Annotated in this window: 15 protein-coding genes; 10 read left to right on the plus strand and 5 right to left on the minus strand. The window is 67.2% G+C overall.

The window, feature by feature from the left end; genetic code table 11:
• Positions 1 to 58 precede the first annotated feature (58 nt).
• Together ACNFIA_RS06960 and ACNFIA_RS06965 are read left to right on the plus strand one after the other, a co-directional pair.
• A complete protein-coding gene (locus ACNFIA_RS06960; RefSeq protein WP_416783609.1) occupies positions 59 to 1,642 on the plus strand; it encodes a peptide chain release factor 3 in 1,584 nt (527 codons plus the stop codon).
• Positions 1,643 to 1,819: 177 nt separating this feature from the next.
• A complete protein-coding gene (locus ACNFIA_RS06965; RefSeq protein ID WP_416783610.1) occupies positions 1,820 to 2,263 on the plus strand; it encodes an REP-associated tyrosine transposase in 444 nt (147 codons plus the stop codon).
• 92 nt (positions 2,264 to 2,355) lie between these two features.
• Here the strand turns inward: ACNFIA_RS06965 and ACNFIA_RS06970 are convergent, their stop codons facing one another.
• Positions 2,356 to 3,369 (minus strand): succinylglutamate desuccinylase/aspartoacylase domain-containing protein, encoded by a 1,014-nt coding sequence (locus ACNFIA_RS06970; RefSeq protein WP_416783611.1) that lies wholly within the window; start codon positions 3,367 to 3,369, stop codon positions 2,356 to 2,358.
• Positions 3,370 to 3,473: 104 nt separating this feature from the next.
• Between ACNFIA_RS06970 and ACNFIA_RS06975 the strand changes: the two genes are divergently transcribed.
• A complete protein-coding gene (locus tag ACNFIA_RS06975) occupies positions 3,474 to 4,097 on the plus strand; it encodes a TetR/AcrR family transcriptional regulator (protein ID WP_259759308.1) in 624 nt (207 codons plus the stop codon).
• Between the two features lie 72 nt (positions 4,098 to 4,169).
• Here ACNFIA_RS06975 and ACNFIA_RS06980 read toward each other — a convergent pair whose 3' ends face one another.
• From ACNFIA_RS06980 to ACNFIA_RS06995, 4 genes are all read right to left on the minus strand, one after another.
• Positions 4,170 to 4,919, minus strand: a complete 750-nt coding sequence (locus ACNFIA_RS06980) for an ABC transporter permease (protein WP_259759307.1) — start codon at positions 4,917 to 4,919, stop codon at positions 4,170 to 4,172.
• Between the two features lie 13 nt (positions 4,920 to 4,932).
• The gene (locus ACNFIA_RS06985; RefSeq protein WP_259759306.1) at positions 4,933 to 5,643 is read right to left on the minus strand and encodes an ABC transporter permease; all 711 of its coding nucleotides are present in this window, start codon (positions 5,641 to 5,643) and stop codon (positions 4,933 to 4,935) included.
• Between the two features lie 84 nt (positions 5,644 to 5,727).
• The gene (locus ACNFIA_RS06990; RefSeq protein WP_259759305.1) at positions 5,728 to 6,513 is read right to left on the minus strand and encodes a transporter substrate-binding domain-containing protein; all 786 of its coding nucleotides are present in this window, start codon (positions 6,511 to 6,513) and stop codon (positions 5,728 to 5,730) included.
• A 68-nt stretch (positions 6,514 to 6,581) separates the two neighbouring features.
• Positions 6,582 to 8,624: an aminotransferase class I/II-fold pyridoxal phosphate-dependent enzyme gene (locus ACNFIA_RS06995; protein ID WP_416783612.1), complete on the minus strand. Its 2,043-nt coding sequence runs from the start codon at positions 8,622 to 8,624 to the stop codon at positions 6,582 to 6,584.
• 278 nt (positions 8,625 to 8,902) lie between these two features.
• Here ACNFIA_RS06995 and arnB point away from each other — a divergent pair, with 278 nt between their 5' ends.
• The 7 genes from arnB to arnF are packed head-to-tail and all read left to right on the plus strand — an operon-like array spanning position 8,903 to position 16,362.
• Complete coding sequence (gene arnB, locus ACNFIA_RS07000) at positions 8,903 to 10,042, plus strand: UDP-4-amino-4-deoxy-L-arabinose aminotransferase (RefSeq protein WP_259759304.1); 1,140 nt, start codon at positions 8,903 to 8,905, stop codon at positions 10,040 to 10,042.
• 7 nt (positions 10,043 to 10,049) lie between these two features.
• Positions 10,050 to 11,054 (plus strand): undecaprenyl-phosphate 4-deoxy-4-formamido-L-arabinose transferase, encoded by a 1,005-nt coding sequence (arnC, locus tag ACNFIA_RS07005; protein ID WP_313465391.1) that lies wholly within the window; start codon positions 10,050 to 10,052, stop codon positions 11,052 to 11,054.
• Complete coding sequence (gene arnA / locus ACNFIA_RS07010; protein WP_416783613.1) at positions 11,051 to 13,069, plus strand: bifunctional UDP-4-amino-4-deoxy-L-arabinose formyltransferase/UDP-glucuronic acid oxidase ArnA; 2,019 nt, start codon at positions 11,051 to 11,053, stop codon at positions 13,067 to 13,069. Before arnC ends, arnA begins: the two co-directional genes overlap by 4 nt.
• Entirely contained in the window at positions 13,066 to 13,953 is an 888-nt protein-coding gene (gene arnD, locus ACNFIA_RS07015; protein WP_416783751.1) for a 4-deoxy-4-formamido-L-arabinose-phosphoundecaprenol deformylase, read from the plus strand. Before arnA ends, arnD begins: the two co-directional genes overlap by 4 nt.
• On the plus strand, positions 13,950 to 15,596 hold the full coding sequence (arnT, locus tag ACNFIA_RS07020) for a lipid IV(A) 4-amino-4-deoxy-L-arabinosyltransferase (RefSeq protein ID WP_416783614.1): 1,647 nt from the start codon (positions 13,950 to 13,952) through the stop codon (positions 15,594 to 15,596). The genes arnD and arnT overlap by 4 nt, the downstream gene beginning before the upstream one ends.
• Positions 15,593 to 15,937 carry a 4-amino-4-deoxy-L-arabinose-phosphoundecaprenol flippase subunit ArnE gene (gene arnE / locus ACNFIA_RS07025; protein WP_334180726.1) on the plus strand — a complete coding sequence of 115 codons (345 nt, stop codon included), beginning with the start codon at positions 15,593 to 15,595 and terminating at the stop codon, positions 15,935 to 15,937. Before arnT ends, arnE begins: the two co-directional genes overlap by 4 nt.
• Positions 15,934 to 16,362, plus strand: coding sequence for a 4-amino-4-deoxy-L-arabinose-phosphoundecaprenol flippase subunit ArnF (gene arnF, locus ACNFIA_RS07030; RefSeq protein WP_169888331.1), 429 nt, complete (start codon positions 15,934 to 15,936; stop codon positions 16,360 to 16,362). The genes arnE and arnF overlap by 4 nt, the downstream gene beginning before the upstream one ends.

A 16,362-nucleotide genomic window follows, 5' to 3' on the forward strand; every position in this document is an offset into this window, starting at 1 on the left:
CCCGCGCTTTTCGGGCCGCTTGCCGCCCGTCTTCACCGAATCGACCAGGCACCCATCCATGAGCATCCAAGCCGCCGAAGTCGCGAAGCGCCGCACGTTCGCGATCATTTCCCACCCCGACGCCGGTAAGACCACCATTACCGAGAAGCTCCTGCTGATGGGCAAGGCGATTGCCGTCGCCGGTACCGTGAAGTCGCGCAAATCCGACCGCCACGCCACCTCCGACTGGATGGAAATGGAGAAACAGCGCGGCATCTCCATCACCACCTCGGTGATGCAGTTCCCCTACCGCGAGCACATGATCAACCTGCTCGACACCCCCGGCCACGAAGACTTCTCCGAAGACACCTACCGCACCCTGACCGCGGTGGACTCGGCGCTGATGGTCCTCGACGGCGGTAAGGGCGTAGAGCCGCGCACCATCGCCCTGATGGAAGTCTGCCGCCTGCGCGACACGCCCATCGTCAGCTTCATCAACAAACTCGACCGCGACATCCGCGACCCCATCGAGCTGCTCGACGAGATCGAAGCGGTGCTGAAGATCAAGGCCGCGCCGATCACCTGGCCGATCGGCTGCTACCGCGACTTCAAGGGCGTGTACCACCTCGCCCAGGACAAGATCATCGTCTACGTGCCGGGCCACGGCCACGAGCGCATCGAGACGAAGATCATCGACAAGCTCGACTCGGACGAGGCGCGCGCGCACCTGGGCGACCTCTACGACAACTTCCTCGAAGAACTGGAGCTGGTGCAGGGCGCCTGCCACGAGTTCGACAAGGACGCCTTCCTCAAGGGCGAGATGACCCCGGTGTTCTTCGGTACCGCGCTGGGCAACTTCGGTGTCGACCAGGTGCTCGACTGCATCGTCGACTGGGCCCCGCAACCGCTGGAGCGCGGCGCCCACGAACGCACCGTGGCGCCGACCGAGGAGAAGTTCGCAGGCTTCGTGTTCAAGATCCAGGCGAACATGGACCCCAAGCACCGCGACCGCATCGCCTTCATGCGCATCTGCTCGGGCAAGTACGAGAAGGGCATGAAGATGCGCCACGTGCGCCTGGGCAAGGACGTGAAGATCGCCGACGCGCTGACCTTCTTCTCCAGCGAGCGTGAGCAACTGGAAGAGGCCTATGCCGGCGACATCATCGGCCTGCACAACCACGGCACCATCCAGATCGGCGACACCTTCACCGAAGGCGAGGCGCTGGGCTTCACCGGCATCCCGCACTTCGCCCCGGAACTGTTCCGCCGCGTACGCCTGAAGGACCCGCTCAAGTCCAAGCAGCTGCGCCAGGGCCTGCAGGAACTGGCCGAGGAAGGCGCCACCCAGGTGTTCTTCCCCGAGCGCAACAACGACATCATCCTCGGCGCCGTCGGCGTGCTGCAGTTCGACGTCGTCGCCAGCCGCCTGAAGGAGGAATACAAGGTCGAGTGCGCCTACGAGCAGATCAACGTCTGGTCCGCGCGCTGGATCGAGTGCAAGGACGAGAAGAAGCTCAAGGAGTTCAAGGACAAGGCGTTCGAGAACCTCTCCGTCGATGGCGGCGGCCACCTCACCTACCTGGCCCCGACCCGCGTCAACCTCAGCCTGATGGAAGAGCGCTGGCCGGACATCACCTTCCGCGCTACCCGCGAACACCACTGAGTTCGCCGCTCCCGAAAACGCCCGCCTTGTGCGGGCGTTTTCATTTGCACCAAAGCTTTTCGTAGGAGCGAGCTTGCTCGCGAACAGGACCCCGCAGGTTCGCGAGCAAGCTCGCTCCTACAGTCAGCCCCTGCCTCCTCTGCAAACCTTGGCGCAGGTTTGCGAGAGGGATTGGCGATGGGATTTCATGGCAAGCATTTGCGCAACGGACGTCATTCGCTCGAAGGGCAGATATATCTGGTGACCACCGTTACCTATCAACGTGAACCGCTATTCGTGCAATGGAACGCATGCTGTTCGGTCGCCCGCGAGCTTCACCAGCTGACACACACCAAACTCCTCGCCTGGGTGTTGATGCCAGATCATCTGCATTACCTGGTCCAACTCGAGAGCGGTTCATTGAGCGACTTCATGCAACAGCTGAAATCCCACACTGCCATCTCGTTCAACAGAGCCCTGAAGCGCACAGGCAAAGTCTGGCAATCCGGCTATCACGATCACGCCTTGCGCCGTGACGAAGATTTGAAAGCCGCAGCCCGCTACCTGGTCGCCAATCCCGTCCGCGCTGGACTTGTCCACTCTGTTCGAGACTATCCCTTCTGGAACGCCGCCTGGCTGTGACGTATAGCCTTATAGGAGCGAGCTTGCTCGCGAACAGTCCCTGCTGCGGAGCCTGGGTTCGCGAGCAAGCTTGCTCCTACGAAGAGCAGCATTCATGGATCCAGCGCCCCCGAACTCCAGGTGCTGGACGTCGTGCTCCCCGTCAACTTGGCGGCGATGGCGCCCCGGGGGATCAGCCGGTCGCGATAGCGGGTGGCGAGCAGCCCGCTCTGCGGCGCGCGCAGGATGTGCTCGCTGGCGGCATCGCCGGGGTGGGCGATGATCCGGGCGAAGCGTTCGCCCGCCTCAATCCACTCGCCCAGCTCCCGCTCGAACACCAGCACACCCGCCGCCGGGGCGAACACGGTTTCCATGAAGCCCATGGGCGTGGCGACACCTTTCCACTCCGGCAACGGCCCGGCGTCGCTGACCACGCCGCGGGCGCCAAGAAAGCGATAGAGCCCCTCGGCATCCTGCTGCGCCAGCGCATCGCTGACGTCGCCCTGCCCGCGCAGTTCCACCGTCGCTACCAGGCGCCCGGCGAAACGCTGCTCGGCCAGCCACGGCGCAATCACCACCTCTTCGAAGGCACCGTCGCCGTCGCCTTCCCAGATGATCGCCAGCTCCGCGCGCAGCGCCGCGGCCAGGTCCTGGGCGGCGGGCCAGAAGCACTCGTGCACGTACAGGTATTGCAGCGCCTCGTCGTCGGTGTGCAGGTCGAGCACGATGTCCGCCGGCGCGGCCAGTTCGGCCAGGCGCTTCTGCCACAGCGTGAGGTTGTCCAGCGTGCCGCTCGCGGCCGCCGAAGCGATGAAGCCGCGATTGAAATTGCGCGCGGTCGCGTCGTGGTGTCGGCCGAGAATCCGTCCCTGGCGGAACTGCCCGGTGCCCAGGGGATTGGCCTGCGGCACCACCGTCACGCTGCCGTTGAGCACACCGCGCGAGGCGGCATCGCGCAGGCGCGGCAGCAGTTCGTGGAGCACCAGCATCCCGGCGATTTCATCGGCGTGCACGCCGGCCTGCAGGTGCACCGCCGGCCCCGGCTTGCCGCCGTCGATACGCCAGGCGCGCAGGCGAAGCTCAGCGCCGGAATCACCGGGCACGCTGAACGATACGTCATCGATCATCCATCCTCTCCTCTGTCCGAATCGCCCGTGGAAATCTTCCCCCGCGCCTCCTAGTATCGAAGCCGTTCGCCGCACACCGGCCCCGCCACACAGGACAACCGCCCGTGGATATCCCCCGCCAGAAAGCCCAGCGCGCCACACCCGAGGAACGCCGCGACCATCTCGTGCGCGCCTGCCTCAAGTGCCTGGTCGCCGATGGCCACGCGGGCATCTCGGTGCGCCGCATCGCCAAGGAGGCCGGCGTCGCCGTGGGCCTGGTGAACCACCATTTCGGCAGCATCGACGCGCTGGTCGCCCAGGCCTACGAGACCCTCGCCAGCGAGGTCACCCAGGCGCTCTACCAGCAGGTCGACGCCGTCGGAAACGACCCGGCGGCGCGCATGGAAGCCTTCCTCACCGGCTCCTTTTCGCCCCAGGTGCTGGACCCCGACCTGCTCAGCCCCTGGGTGGTGTTCTGGAGCCTGATCCGCCACTCGCCGCCGGTGAACGAGGCGCACGAACGCGGCTACCACAGCTACCTCGCCATCCTGGAAAAACTCATCAGCGAGCTCGCCCACGCCGAAGGCTTCAGCGTGGCGCGCCCGCGTCTGGCCGCCATCGGCCTCTCCGCCATGCTCGACGGCCTGTGGCTGGAGTGGTGCCTGAACCCGACCAACTTCAGCGCCGCCGACGGCCTGGAACTCAGCCGCTGCTGGGTGGAAGGGCTGCGCCGCGGCGCCTATGCATGAGGCACGGCAACGATCTGCGGCGCGTCGGTGGGATGCCGTTGGGCGCCGCTCCAGCGCGCGAGCCCTGAAATCTCAAACTGCCGTCCTCGCACGGCGCCTGGCCAGCCATGAACGCTGCGTCGGCTTCTGCGCCTCGCGGCGCACCGGCGTGGCGCGTTCCAGCACGGCGAACAACGCCTCGATGATGAAGGTCAGGCAGATGTAGATCGCCGCCACCAGCAGCAGCGGCTGGTAGACCTGGAAAGTCTGCGCGCGCACCACGTTGGCGGCGCCGAGCAGGTCGACCACGGCGATGGTGGAGGCCAGCGCGGTGGACTTGAGCAGCATCACGCTCTCCCCCGCCAGGGTCGGCAGCAACAGGCGGATCGCCCGTGGCAGCCACACCCGGTAGAGCACCAGCGTGCGATTCATGCCGAACGCCGAGGCGGCCTCCAGTTCGCCGCGCGGCACGGCCTTCAGGCCACCGCGCACCACCTCGCCGACGTAGGCGCCGACCGAAAGCACCAGGGCGATGACGATGTACCAGAAGCCATCGCGCAAGTAGGGCCAGAGGAAGCTGCCGCGGATCAGCGGGAACTGCGCGAAGAGGCTGCCCAGGCCGTAGTAGAAGATGTAGATCTGCACCAGCAGCGGCGTGCCGCGGATCACGCTGGTGTACGCCAGCGCCAGGCGCGAGACCAGGAAGTTGCGCGACATCCGCGCCAGCGCAACCCCCAGCGCCAGCACGAAGCCCAGCGAGGCGGAGATCAGCAGGATGATCAACGTGGTGCCCAGGCCCTTGAGCAGCAGGGCACCGTAGACGAATAGCCAGTGTTCGTTCATTGCCGCGCCTCGCTCAAACCGCCGGAATCCAGCGGCGGAAACGCCGCTCCAGGTAGCCCGCGAACAGGTTGGACAGCACGGTGAGCACGTAATAGAGCGCCGCCGCGGTGAGGTAGAAGGTCAGGTAGTGGCGGGTCGAACCGGCGGCCTGCTTGGCGGTGTAGAGCAACTCGTTGGTGCCCACCACGCTGATCAGCGCGCTGTCCTTGATCAGGTTGACCCACAGGTTGGCCATGCCGGCCAGCGCGTTGGGCGCCATCATCGGCAGGGTCACCCGGCGGAACAGGCCGAAGCCGTGCATGCCATAGGCGCGCGCCGCTTCGATCTGGCCGTAGGGAATCGACTGGATGGCGCCGCGGAAGATCTCCGACGCGTAGGCGCCCTGCACCAGGCCCAGCACGACGATGGCCACCATCATGCCGTTGAGCTTCACCTGGCCGTAGCCGAGCCATTCGAAGAACTGGTTCAGGCCCATGGAGCCGACGTAGAACAGCAGCAGGATCAGCAGCAGCTCCGGCACCGCGCGGCACAGCGTGGTGTAGCCGCGCGCCAGCGCCGCCAATGGCCGCGGCCCGCTGATCTTGGCGCTGGCGGCGGCCAGGCCGATGAGCAGGCCAACGAGGAAGGCGCCGACGGAAATCTGCAGGGTCACCAGCAGTCCCTTGAGCAGGGCCGGGCCCCAGCCGGTAGGGCCGAAGCCGATCAGGTCGAAGATGCTTTGCATGGCCGTCTCCGGGATGGGAGGCTCAGGGTCGTACCCGCGCGCCTGTTCAGCGGCGCGCGGGCGCGGGAGTGGCTCGCGCCGGGGTCACTGCTTGGGCGCGACGCTCATGCCGAAGTACTTGTCCGACAGCGCCTTGTAGTCATCGCTGGCGAGCAGCTTGCCGATGGCCGCGTCCATCTTCGCCTTCAGCTGCGTATCGTCCTTGCGCAGGCCGGCACCGACGCCGCGCCCGAAGATCGGGTCGTACTTCACCTCGCCCTTGTTGACGATGCCGGCGGCCTGGGCATCCGGGGATTTGACGAAGGACGCCACGGCGATGCCGTCGGCCATCATCAGGTCGATGCGCCCGGCCACCAGGTCGGCGTTCACCGAATCCTGGGTGTCGTAGTAGCGCACGTCGGCGATCTTCTCGTAGTACTTCTTCAGGTAGTTGGAGCTGACGGTGGAGATCTGCACGCCGATGGTCTTGCCCTTCAGGCCCTCGGGGCTGACCTGCACGTCCACCGCCTGCGGCGCGGCGATGGCCACCGGGGTGTCGTAGTAGGGGCGGCTGAAGGCGATCTGCTTCTCGCGCTCCTCGGTGATCGACAGGGAGTTGAAGATCACGTCGATCTTCTTCGCCAGCAGCGCCGGGATGATGCCGTCCCAGGCCACTTCGTCGATCTCGCAGGTGGCCTTCATCTCGGTGCAGACCTTGCGGATCAGGTCCGGCTCGAAGCCGACCCAGCTGCCGTCAGGCTGCTTCTGCGAGAACGGCGGATAGGGTTCGGCGGCCAGGGCGAAGCGGATCGTCTCGGCCTGGGCGCTCGCCACGCCGGCCATCAGCATCGCCGCACCCACCATCAGATTGCACAGACCTTTCTTGTTCATCGTGATCCCCTGCCTTGTTTTAGTCGTGTTGGGTCACGCTCATCGATGCGCCGATTGCGCGGCATCGGTCAGCGATTCTGGTGCGCGTTGACGAACTGCCGGCAGCGCTCGCTGCGCGGCCGCTGGAAGACGTCCTCGGCGGTGCCCTCCTCCTCGATCAACCCCTTGTGGAGGAACGCCACATGGCTGGACACATCGCGGGCGAAGGCCATTTCGTGGGTCACCAGGATCATGGTGCGCCCCTCTTCGGCCAGCGAGCGGATCACCTTCAGCACTTCGCCCACCAGTTCCGGGTCCAGCGCCGAGGTCGGCTCGTCGAACAGCATGACTTTCGGCCGCACGGCCAGCGCCCGGGCAATGGCCACGCGCTGCTGCTGGCCACCGGAGAGGAAGGCCGGGTACTCGTGGCGCTTCTCCGCCAGGCCGACGCGCTCCAGCAGCGCCTCGGCGCGCTCCCGGGCCTCGGCCTTGCTCTCGTGGAGGACGAAGGTCGGCGCTTCGATCAGGTTTTCCAGCACGGTACGGTGCGGCCACAGGTTGAAGCTCTGGAACACCATGCCCAGCTGCGAGCGGATGCGGGTGAGCTGCTTCTGGTCGGCCACCGCCGGCTCGCCGTGACGGTTGCGGGTCAGCGCGATGGTCTCGCCGCTGACGGTGACCGAGCCCTGGTTGGGAATCTCCAGCATGTTGATGCAGCGCAGCAGGGTGCTCTTGCCCGAGCCGCTGGCGCCGATCAGCGAGATCACCTCGCCCTCGCGCGCCGACAGCGACACGCCCTTGAGCACCTCGAACTCGCCGAAGCGCTTGTGGATGTCGCGCACTTCGATGACCGGCTTGCCCGTGGGCTGCGTCGGCTCTTGTAGGAGCGGGCCACGCCCGCGACCCGCCGCGGTTGGTGAGATATCGCGGACGGAGTCCGCTCCTACGCTACTGGCCTTCGCCGGAAGGGACTCGACGAAGCGGATGATCCGCGCACACGCCTCCGCCATGCTCTCGTCGCTCAACCCGAACGACAGCCGCACGAAGCCTTCCGCCTGCGGGCCGAAGGCCGCCGCGTCGAGCACCGACACGCCGGTGGCGTGGAACAGTTGCCAGGAAAACTCCAGCGAACTGAGGCCGGTGGCGCGCACATCGACCATGACGAACATGCCGGCTTCGGGCGACAGCACCCTCAACCGCGGGCAATCGCTCAGCGCGGCGACCACCAGGTCACGTCGGCGCCGGTAGATATCGCGCATCGACGCCACCACCTCGTCGTGGCGTTGCACCGCCGCGAGCGCCGCCTCCTGCACGAAACCCGGCAGGCCGTAGAACATGTTCAGGGCAAGATTTTCCAGGTGCCCGACCAGGGTTTCGTTGGCGACGATCCAGCCGGCGCGCCAGCCGGTCATGGCGTGGGATTTCGACAGGCTGCCGATGCTCAGGGTGCGCTCGGCCATCCCCGGCAGCGCGGCGAAGCTCTGGTGTTCGCGCTCGAAGGTCAGGCCCTCGTAGACCTCGTCCACCACCACCCAGAGATCATGGGCGCGGGCCAGCTCGGCGATACCGAGCAACTCGTCGCGGCTGAGCACCACGCCGGTGGGGTTGCTCGGGTTGGCGAGGAAGATCGCCTTGCTGCGCGGGGTGATGGCTGCGGCGATGTCGGCGGCCAGCGGACGAAAGCCGTTTTCCGGGCGGGTCGGCACGCCGACCAGCACCGCGCCGGTGGCCTTCAGCGTGGCTTCGTAGGTGACGTAGATGGGATCGAAGGTGATGACCTCGTCGCCCTTCTCCAGCAGGCACATCGCGGCGGCGAACAGGCCGTTCTGCGCCCCGGCGACGACGATGACGTTCCCGGCACCGACCTGCTGGCCGAAACGCCGCTCATGCAGGGCGGCAATCGCCTGGCGCAGAGCGGGTTTGCCAGCTACATCACTGTAATGGGTGTCGCCGTCGCGCAAGGCGGAAACGGCGGCCTCGGTGATGAAGTCCGGAGTTGCGAAATCGGGGTCGCCGACGCTGAGCACGATCACGTCGCGGCCGGCACGCTGGGCGGCGATGGCGGCGTAGTGAATGTCCCAGGCGGCAACGCCGGGTCCGACCATCCTGTCCACAAGCGACGAATAACGCATGCAAGGGCCTCATCCGAATGACGGAGTGTCCTGCGAAGGGTGCGCAGGAGCGTTGGGCCACCATAGCCAAGGATGAACGAGTGTTCAACAGCGATTCGCGACAACTCCTACGTCGTTTTCAGACAGTTCGTCCACCACTCCACCCATCTTCGGGTGCTTCATGTCGCATGTTCGGCCGACCAACGGAAACCCGACATCCACTTAACGCCTTCTTAACGAACTTCCCAGTAGCGTTCTCTTACCCCCTGACAGAGCCGGCACGGCCTTTGGAACACCACATGGAAATGCCCTTCCTTCCCTTCTCCCGCCCCAGCATCGGCGACGAGGAGATCCAGGCAGTCAACGACGTCCTGCGCTCGGGCTGGATCACCACCGGGCCGAAGAACGCGGAACTGGAACAGCAATTCGCCCAGTCCATCGGCTGCCGCCATGCCGTGGCGCTGTCGTCGGCCACCGGCGGCATGCACCTGGCGCTGATGGCCCTGGGCATCGGCCCGGGCGACGAGGTGATCACCCCGTCGCAGACCTGGGTGTCCACCGTCAACATGATCACCCTGCTGGGCGCCACCCCGGTGTTCGTCGATGTCGACCGCGACACCCTGATGACCGACGCCGCGCGCATCGAGGCCGCGATCACCCCGCGCACCCGCGCGATCATCCCGGTGCACTACGCCGGCGCCGCCTGCGACATGGACCCGATCGACGAACTCGCCCTGCGCCATGGCATCGCCGTGATCGAGGACGCCGCCCACGCCGCCGGCACCTTCTACCGTGGTCGTCCGGTAGGCCAGCGCGGCACCGCGATCTTCTCGTTCCATGCCATCAAGAACCTCACCTGCGCCGAAGGCGCCATGTTCGTCACCGACGACGAACTCCTCGCCAACCGCGTGCGCACCCTGAAGTTCCATGGCCTGGGCGTCGACGCCTACGACCGCCTGACCCATGGCCGCAAGCCGCAGGCCCAGGTGGTGGAGCCGGGCTTCAAGTACAACCTCACCGACATCAACGCCGCCATCGCCCTGGTGCAGTTGCCGAAGCTGAAAGCGATCAACGCCCGCCGCGCCGAGCTGGCCGGCGCCTACGCCCAGCGCCTGGCGCACCTGCCGGTGCAACCGCTGGCACTGCCGGACTATCCGCAGCACCACGCCTGGCACCTGTACATCCTGCGCATCGACGAAGAGCGCTGCGGCATCGACCGCGACGCCTTCATGCAGGGCCTGCAGCAACGCGGCATCGGCACCGGCATCCACTTCATCGGCAGCCACCTGCACAGCTACTACCGCCAGCGCTACCCGCACGTGCAGCTGCCCAACACGGAATGGAACTCCTCGCGGATCGTGTCCATTCCGCTGTTCCCCGACATGACCCAGGCCGACCAGGACCGTGTGGTCGACGCCATCGAAACCCTGATTCGGTAAGCCTCTCGTGAAACCCTATCCGATCCATCGCGTGTCCATCGTCATCCCGGTGTACAACGAACAGGCCAGCCTGCCCGAGCTGCTGCGCCGCACCACCGCCGCCTGCGAGCAACTGGGCCGCGACTACGAGATCGTGCTGATCGACGACGGCAGCCGCGACAGCTCCGCCGACCTGCTGCAGGAAGCCGCCGAGGCGCCGGGCAGCCACGTGGTGGCGGTGATCCTCAACCGCAACTACGGCCAGCACGCCGCGATCATGGCCGGCTTCGAGCAGTGCCAGGGCGACCTGGTGATCACCCTCGACGCCGACCTGCAGAACCCGCCCGAAGAAATCCCGCGCCTGGTCGCCGAGGCCGCCAAGGGCTACGACGTGGTCGGCACCGTGCGCCAGCAACGCCAGGATTCGGCCCTGCGCCGCTGGCCGTCGAAGCTGATCAACCTCGCCGTGCAGCGCTCCACCGGCGTCGCCATGAGCGACTACGGCTGCATGCTGCGCGCCTACCGCGCGAGCATCGTCAAGGCGATGCTGGCCTGCCGCGAGCGCAGCACCTTCATCCCGATCCTGGCCAACAGCTTCGCCCGCCACACCAGCGAGATCATGGTCGCCCACGCCGAGCGCGAGCACGGTGAGTCCAAGTACGACTTCCTGCGCCTGATCAACCTGATGTTCGACCTGGTCACCTGCATGACCACCTCGCCGCTGCGCCTGCTGTCCTTCGTCGGCGGCGGCATGGCGGTGGCCGGCTTCGCCTTCGCCCTGATGCTGCTGGTGCTGCGCCTGCTGTTCGGCGCCGCCTGGGCCGGCCACGGGGTGTTCGTGCTGTTCGCCGTGCTGTTCATGTTCACCGGCGTGCAGCTGGTCGGCATGGGCCTGCTCGGCGAGTACCTGGGCCGCATGTACAACGACGTCCGTGCCCGCCCCCGCTTCTTCATCGAGCGCATCGTCCGCAACGAGGCGCCTCTCGCGTCGATTCCCTCTTCCTCCCCTTCTTTCGAGTCCATCCAGCCATGACCCAGCAGACCATCGTCTTCGCCTATCACGACTTCGGCTGCGCCGGCATCGAAGCGCTGCTCGCCGCCGGTTACCAGATCGACGCCGTCTTCACCCATGCCGACGATCCCAAGGAAAACCGCTTCTACGGCTCCGTCGCCCAGCTCTGCGCCCGCCGGGGCATCCCGGTGCACGCGCCGGAAGACGTCAATCACCCGCTGTGGGTCGCGCGCATCCGTGAACTGCAGCCGCAGTACATCTTCTCCTTCTACTACCGCCACCTGCTCAGCGAAGAGCTGCTGGCCTGCGCCGCCAAGGGCGCCTACAACCTGCACGGCTCGCTGCTGCCGCGCTACCGTGGCCGCGCCCCGGCGAACTGGGTGCTGGTCAACGGCGAGACCGAGACCGGCGTGACCCTGCACCGCATGGTCAAGCGCGCCGATGCCGGCGGCATCCTTGCCCAGCAGAGCGTCGCCATCGGCGCCGACGACACCGCTCTGGAGCTGCACGGCAAGCTGCGCGAGGCCTCCCGCGAGCTGCTCGCCGCCGCCCTGCCGCGCCTGGCGCGCGGCGAGCTGCAGGAAGTCGCCCAGGACGAATCCCGCGCCACCTATTTCGGCCGCCGTACCCCGGCCGACGGCCTGCTCGACTGGAAGCGCCCGGCCCGCGAACTGCACAACCTGGTGCGCGCCGTGACCCAGCCCTACCCCGGCGCCTTCGCCCCGGTGGGTGATCGCAAGCTGATCGTCTGGAGTTCGCGCGTCGCCGCCGGCAACAACGGCAAGGCGCCCGGCTCGGTGCTCTCGGTCGATCCGCTGCGCATCGCCTGTGGTGAAGACTCGCTGGAAATCCTCTCCGGCCAGCAGGGCGACAGCGGCCTGTTCCTCGCCGGCCCGCAGCTGGCCCGTGAAATGGGCCTGGTGGACGGCTCGCGCCTGCACGGCGCCACCGGCAAGCCCAAGCGCAAGACCCGCGTGCTGATCCTCGGCGTCAACGGCTTCATCGGCAACCATCTCTCCGAGCGCCTGCTGCGTGACGGCAACTACGAGGTCTACGGCCTGGACATCGGCTCCGACGCCATCGAGCGCCTGAAGGGCAACCCGGACTTCCACTTCGTCGAAGGCGACATCAGCATCCATACCGAGTGGATCGAGTACCACATCAAGAAGTGCGACGTGGTCCTGCCGCTGGTGGCCATCGCCACCCCGATCGAATACACCCGCAACCCGCTGCGCGTGTTCGAGCTGGACTTCGAGGAAAACCTCAAGCTGGTCCGCTACTGCGTCAAATACAACAAGCGCGTGATCTTCCCGTCCACCTCCGAGGTGTACGGCATGTGCACCGACGCCAGCTTCGACGAGGACACTTCCAACCTCATCGTCGGCCCGATCAACAAGCAGCGCTGGATCTACTCGGTTTCCAAGCAACTGCTCGACCGCGTCATCTGGGCCTACGGCCAGAAGGGCCTGAAGTTCAGCCTGTTCCGTCCGTTCAACTGGATGGGCCCGCGTCTGGACCGCCTGGACTCCGCGCGCATCGGCAGCTCCCGCGCCATCACCCAACTGATCCTGCACCTCGTGGAAGGCACCCCGATCCGCCTGGTCGACGGCGGCGAGCAGAAGCGCTGCTTCACCGACGTGGACGACGGCATCGAGGCGCTGGCACGCATCATCGACAACGAAGGCGGCCGCTGCGACGGGCAGATCATCAACATCGGCAACCCCGACAACGAAGCCAGCATCCGCCAGCTGGGCCAGGAGCTGCTGCGCCAGTTCGAGGCCCACCCGCTGCGCGACCAGTTCCCGCCCTTTGCCGGCTTCCGCGAAGTGGAGAGCCGCAGCTTCTACGGCGACGGCTACCAGGACGTGTCGCACCGCAAGCCGAGCATCGAGAACGCCCGCCGCCTGCTGGACTGGCAGCCCACCGTGGAGCTGTCCGAGACCATCGGCAAGACGCTGGACTTCTTCCTGCGCGAAGCCCTGGCCGAGCGCGTCGGTGGCCAACCGCACGCCGTCCCGCTGAAAAGCATCGCCTGATGCGGGCAGGACTGCGCATCGACGTGGACACCTACCGCGGCACCCGTGACGGTGTGCCGCGGCTGCTGGACATGCTCGAGGAAGCCGACGTCAAGGCGACCTTCTTCTTCAGTGTCGGCCCGGACAACATGGGCCGCCATCTGTGGCGCCTGATCCGTCCGCAGTTCCTGTGGAAGATGCTGCGCTCCAACGCCGCCGGGCTCTACGGCTGGGACATCCTCCTGGCCGGCACCGCCTGGCCGGGCAAGCCGATCGGCCGCGACCTGGGCCACCTGATGCGGCGCGCCCAGGACGCCGGCCACGAAGTCGGCCTGCACGCCTGGGACCACCACGGCTGGCAGGCCAACGCCGGTCGCTGGAGTGCGCAGCAGCTGGAGCAGCAGATCCGCCGCGGGGTCGACACCCTTGCCGATATCCTCGGCAACCCCGTGGAATGCTCGGCCGTGGCCGGCTGGCGCGCCGACGAGCGCACCGTGGAGGCCAAGGAGCGCTTCGGCTTCCGCTACAACAGCGACTGCCGCGGCCGCTCGCTGTTCCGCCCGCGCCTGGCCGATGGCCGCGCCGGCATCCCGCAGATTCCGGTGGACATGCCCACCTTCGATGAAGTGGTCGGCCCGCAGGTGACGCCGTCCGCCTTCAACGACTACATCCTTTCCCGCTTCGACATGGACGCCTTGAACGTGTACACCATCCACGCCGAGGTCGAGGGCATTCTCATGGCCCACGACTTCCGCCGCTTGCTGGCCCAGGCACGGGCCGGCGGCATCCGCTTCGTCCCGCTGGGCCGGCTGCTGCCGGACGACCCGACCACCCTGCCCGTTGCCCGCCTGGTGCGCGGCGAACTGGCCGGCCGCGAAGGCTGGCTGGGGGTGCAGCACGCATGAAGCGCCTGGCCTACCCGTCGCTGCTCGCCGCCCTGGTGCTGTGCATCCTGTTGCCGACGGCCTTCCACGGCCTGTGGATTCCCGATGAATCGCGCAACGCGCAGATCGCCCAGGCCATGCTGCAGAGCGGCGACTGGGTGTCCCCGCACCTGCTCGGCCTGCGCTATTTCGAGAAGCCCACCGGCGGCTACTGGCTGACCGCAATCAGCCAGGCGGTGTTCGGCCAGAACCTGTTCGGCGTGCGCGCCGGCTCCGCGCTGGTGACGGCGCTGAGCACCCTGCTGGTGATCCTGGTGGCGCGCCGGCTGTGGAACGATCCGCGCCGGACCTGGGCCGCGGGCGCGCTGTACCTGAGTTTCGGGCTGATCGCGGGCCAGGCCGGCTATGCCAACCTCGACCCGCAGTTCACCCTGTGCGTGAACCTCAGCCTCGGCGCGCTGTGGTTCGCCTTCGACGCCAGCACCGCACGGGGGCGCTTCGCCGCCTGGAGCCTGCTCGGCGCAGCCTGCGCCTTCGGCCTGATGACCAAGGGCTTCCTCGCCTTCCTGCTGCCGGTGATCGTCGGCGTGCCCTACGCGCTGCTGCAGAAGCGTGTGGGCGACCTACTGCGCTACGGGCCGCTGGCGGTGCTGGTGGCGGTGCTGGTCAGCGCGCCCTGGGCACTGCTGATCCACGCCCGCGAACCGGAGTTCTGGGACTTCTTCTTCTGGAACGAACACATCCGCCGCTTCGCCGCCGAAGACGCCCAGCATGGCCGGCCGATCTGGTTCTTCGTGCCGCTGCTGTTCGCCAGCGCGCTGCCCTGGGCGGTGCTGATCTTCCCGGCGCTGCGCAACGGGGTGAAAGGCTGGCGCGAATCGAAGCTGTTGTACCTGCTGCTGTGGTTCGCCATGCCCTTCCTGTTCTTCAGCCTGTCCAAGGGCAAGCTGCCGACCTACATCATGCCCTGCTTCGCCCCGCTGGCCCTGCTGATGGCCGACGCCATCGGCCGCGCCCTGCAACAGGGCAAGCCGCTCGCCCTGAAACTCAACGGCGCGCTCAACCTGCTGCTGGGCAGCAGCGCGCTGGCCGGCCTGCTGTTCCTGCAGGCGCGCCACCCGCAGTACCACGACGAACTGCCCAGCGTGCTGATGGTCGCCCTGGTCTGCGTCGTCTGGCTGCTCACAGGACTGCTGCAACTGCTGCAGCCCACTCGCTACTGGGCCGCCCCGGCCTTCGCCGCCTGGCTGCTGGTGGCGCTGGTGCCCAACGCGATGCCGAACAAGATGGTCAACAGCAAGATGCCTGACCAGTTCATCGCCGAGCACCTGGAGCAGCTCAAGGGCGCGCGCAGCCTGCTGAGCAACGACCTGGGCGCCGCCACTGCCCTGGCCTGGCGCACCCAGCGCAGCGACATCACCCTGTTCAACACCGAAGGCGAGCTGAAGTTCGGCCTGGGTTACCCCGAAGGCCAGGGCCGCAGCATCGCGTCCAAGGACATCCATGCCTGGCTCGAACGCAACCGCGCCGCGGGCACCATCGGCGTGGTCATGCGCGTCAACAGCGCCAGCGACGAAGCGGAACTGGCGATGCTGCCCAGCGACGCCATCAGCTACCGGCAGAACCACCTGGTGGTCCTGCTGATCCCGCAGGCCTCGCCATGACCGCCCTGCTGCTGGCCGGCGTCTGCCTGCTCACCTGCCTGGGCCAGCTGGCGCAGAAGTTCGCCGTGGAGAGCTGGCGCGATGCGCCGGCCGGCATCGCGGCGAAACTCTTCTCGCCCTGGTTGCTGCTGGCCATCGCCAGCCTGGGCGGCGGCCTGCTGCTCTGGTTGCTGGTGCTGCAACGCCTGGAAGTGGGCGTCGCCTACCCCATGCTGAGCCTGAACTTCGTCCTGGTAACGCTGCTGGCCAGCCGCCTGTTCGGCGAACGCATCGACGCCCGCCACTGGTTCGGCGTGGCGCTGATTGTCGGCGGCGTCGCCCTGCTGGGGATGCACGCATGAAGCGCGGCATCGCCTTCGCCCTGGGCAGCGTACTGCTGGTCAGCAGCGCGCAGCTGGGCATGCGCTGGAGCATGACGCGCCTGCCCGCGCACTGGCCCTTCGACCTGGCGCAGCTCGACCTCGCCGCCCTGCTGGCGCTGGCCGGCGCGGTGCTGGCCTACGCCCTGTCGATGCTCTGCTGGCTGCTCGCGCTCAACCACCTGCCGCTCAGCCGCGCCTATTCGCTGCTGAGCCTCAGCTATGCCCTCGTCTACCTCGGCGCCGCCGTGCTGCCGGGCTTCGGCGAACCCCTGAGCCTGCCGCGCACCCTGGGCGTCGCCCTGGTGATCGCCGGCGTGATCGCGATCAACGCGCCACGCCGCCCCGACAGAACAACCGTCATCAAACCCAGTGACGCTCCCTCCGAGCGCGCGCAGTTCGACTGA

The organism is Pseudomonas sp. NY15437 (genome assembly GCF_048068435.1).
Taxonomy (GTDB): Bacteria; Pseudomonadota; Gammaproteobacteria; order Pseudomonadales; family Pseudomonadaceae; genus Pseudomonas; species Pseudomonas nitroreducens_B.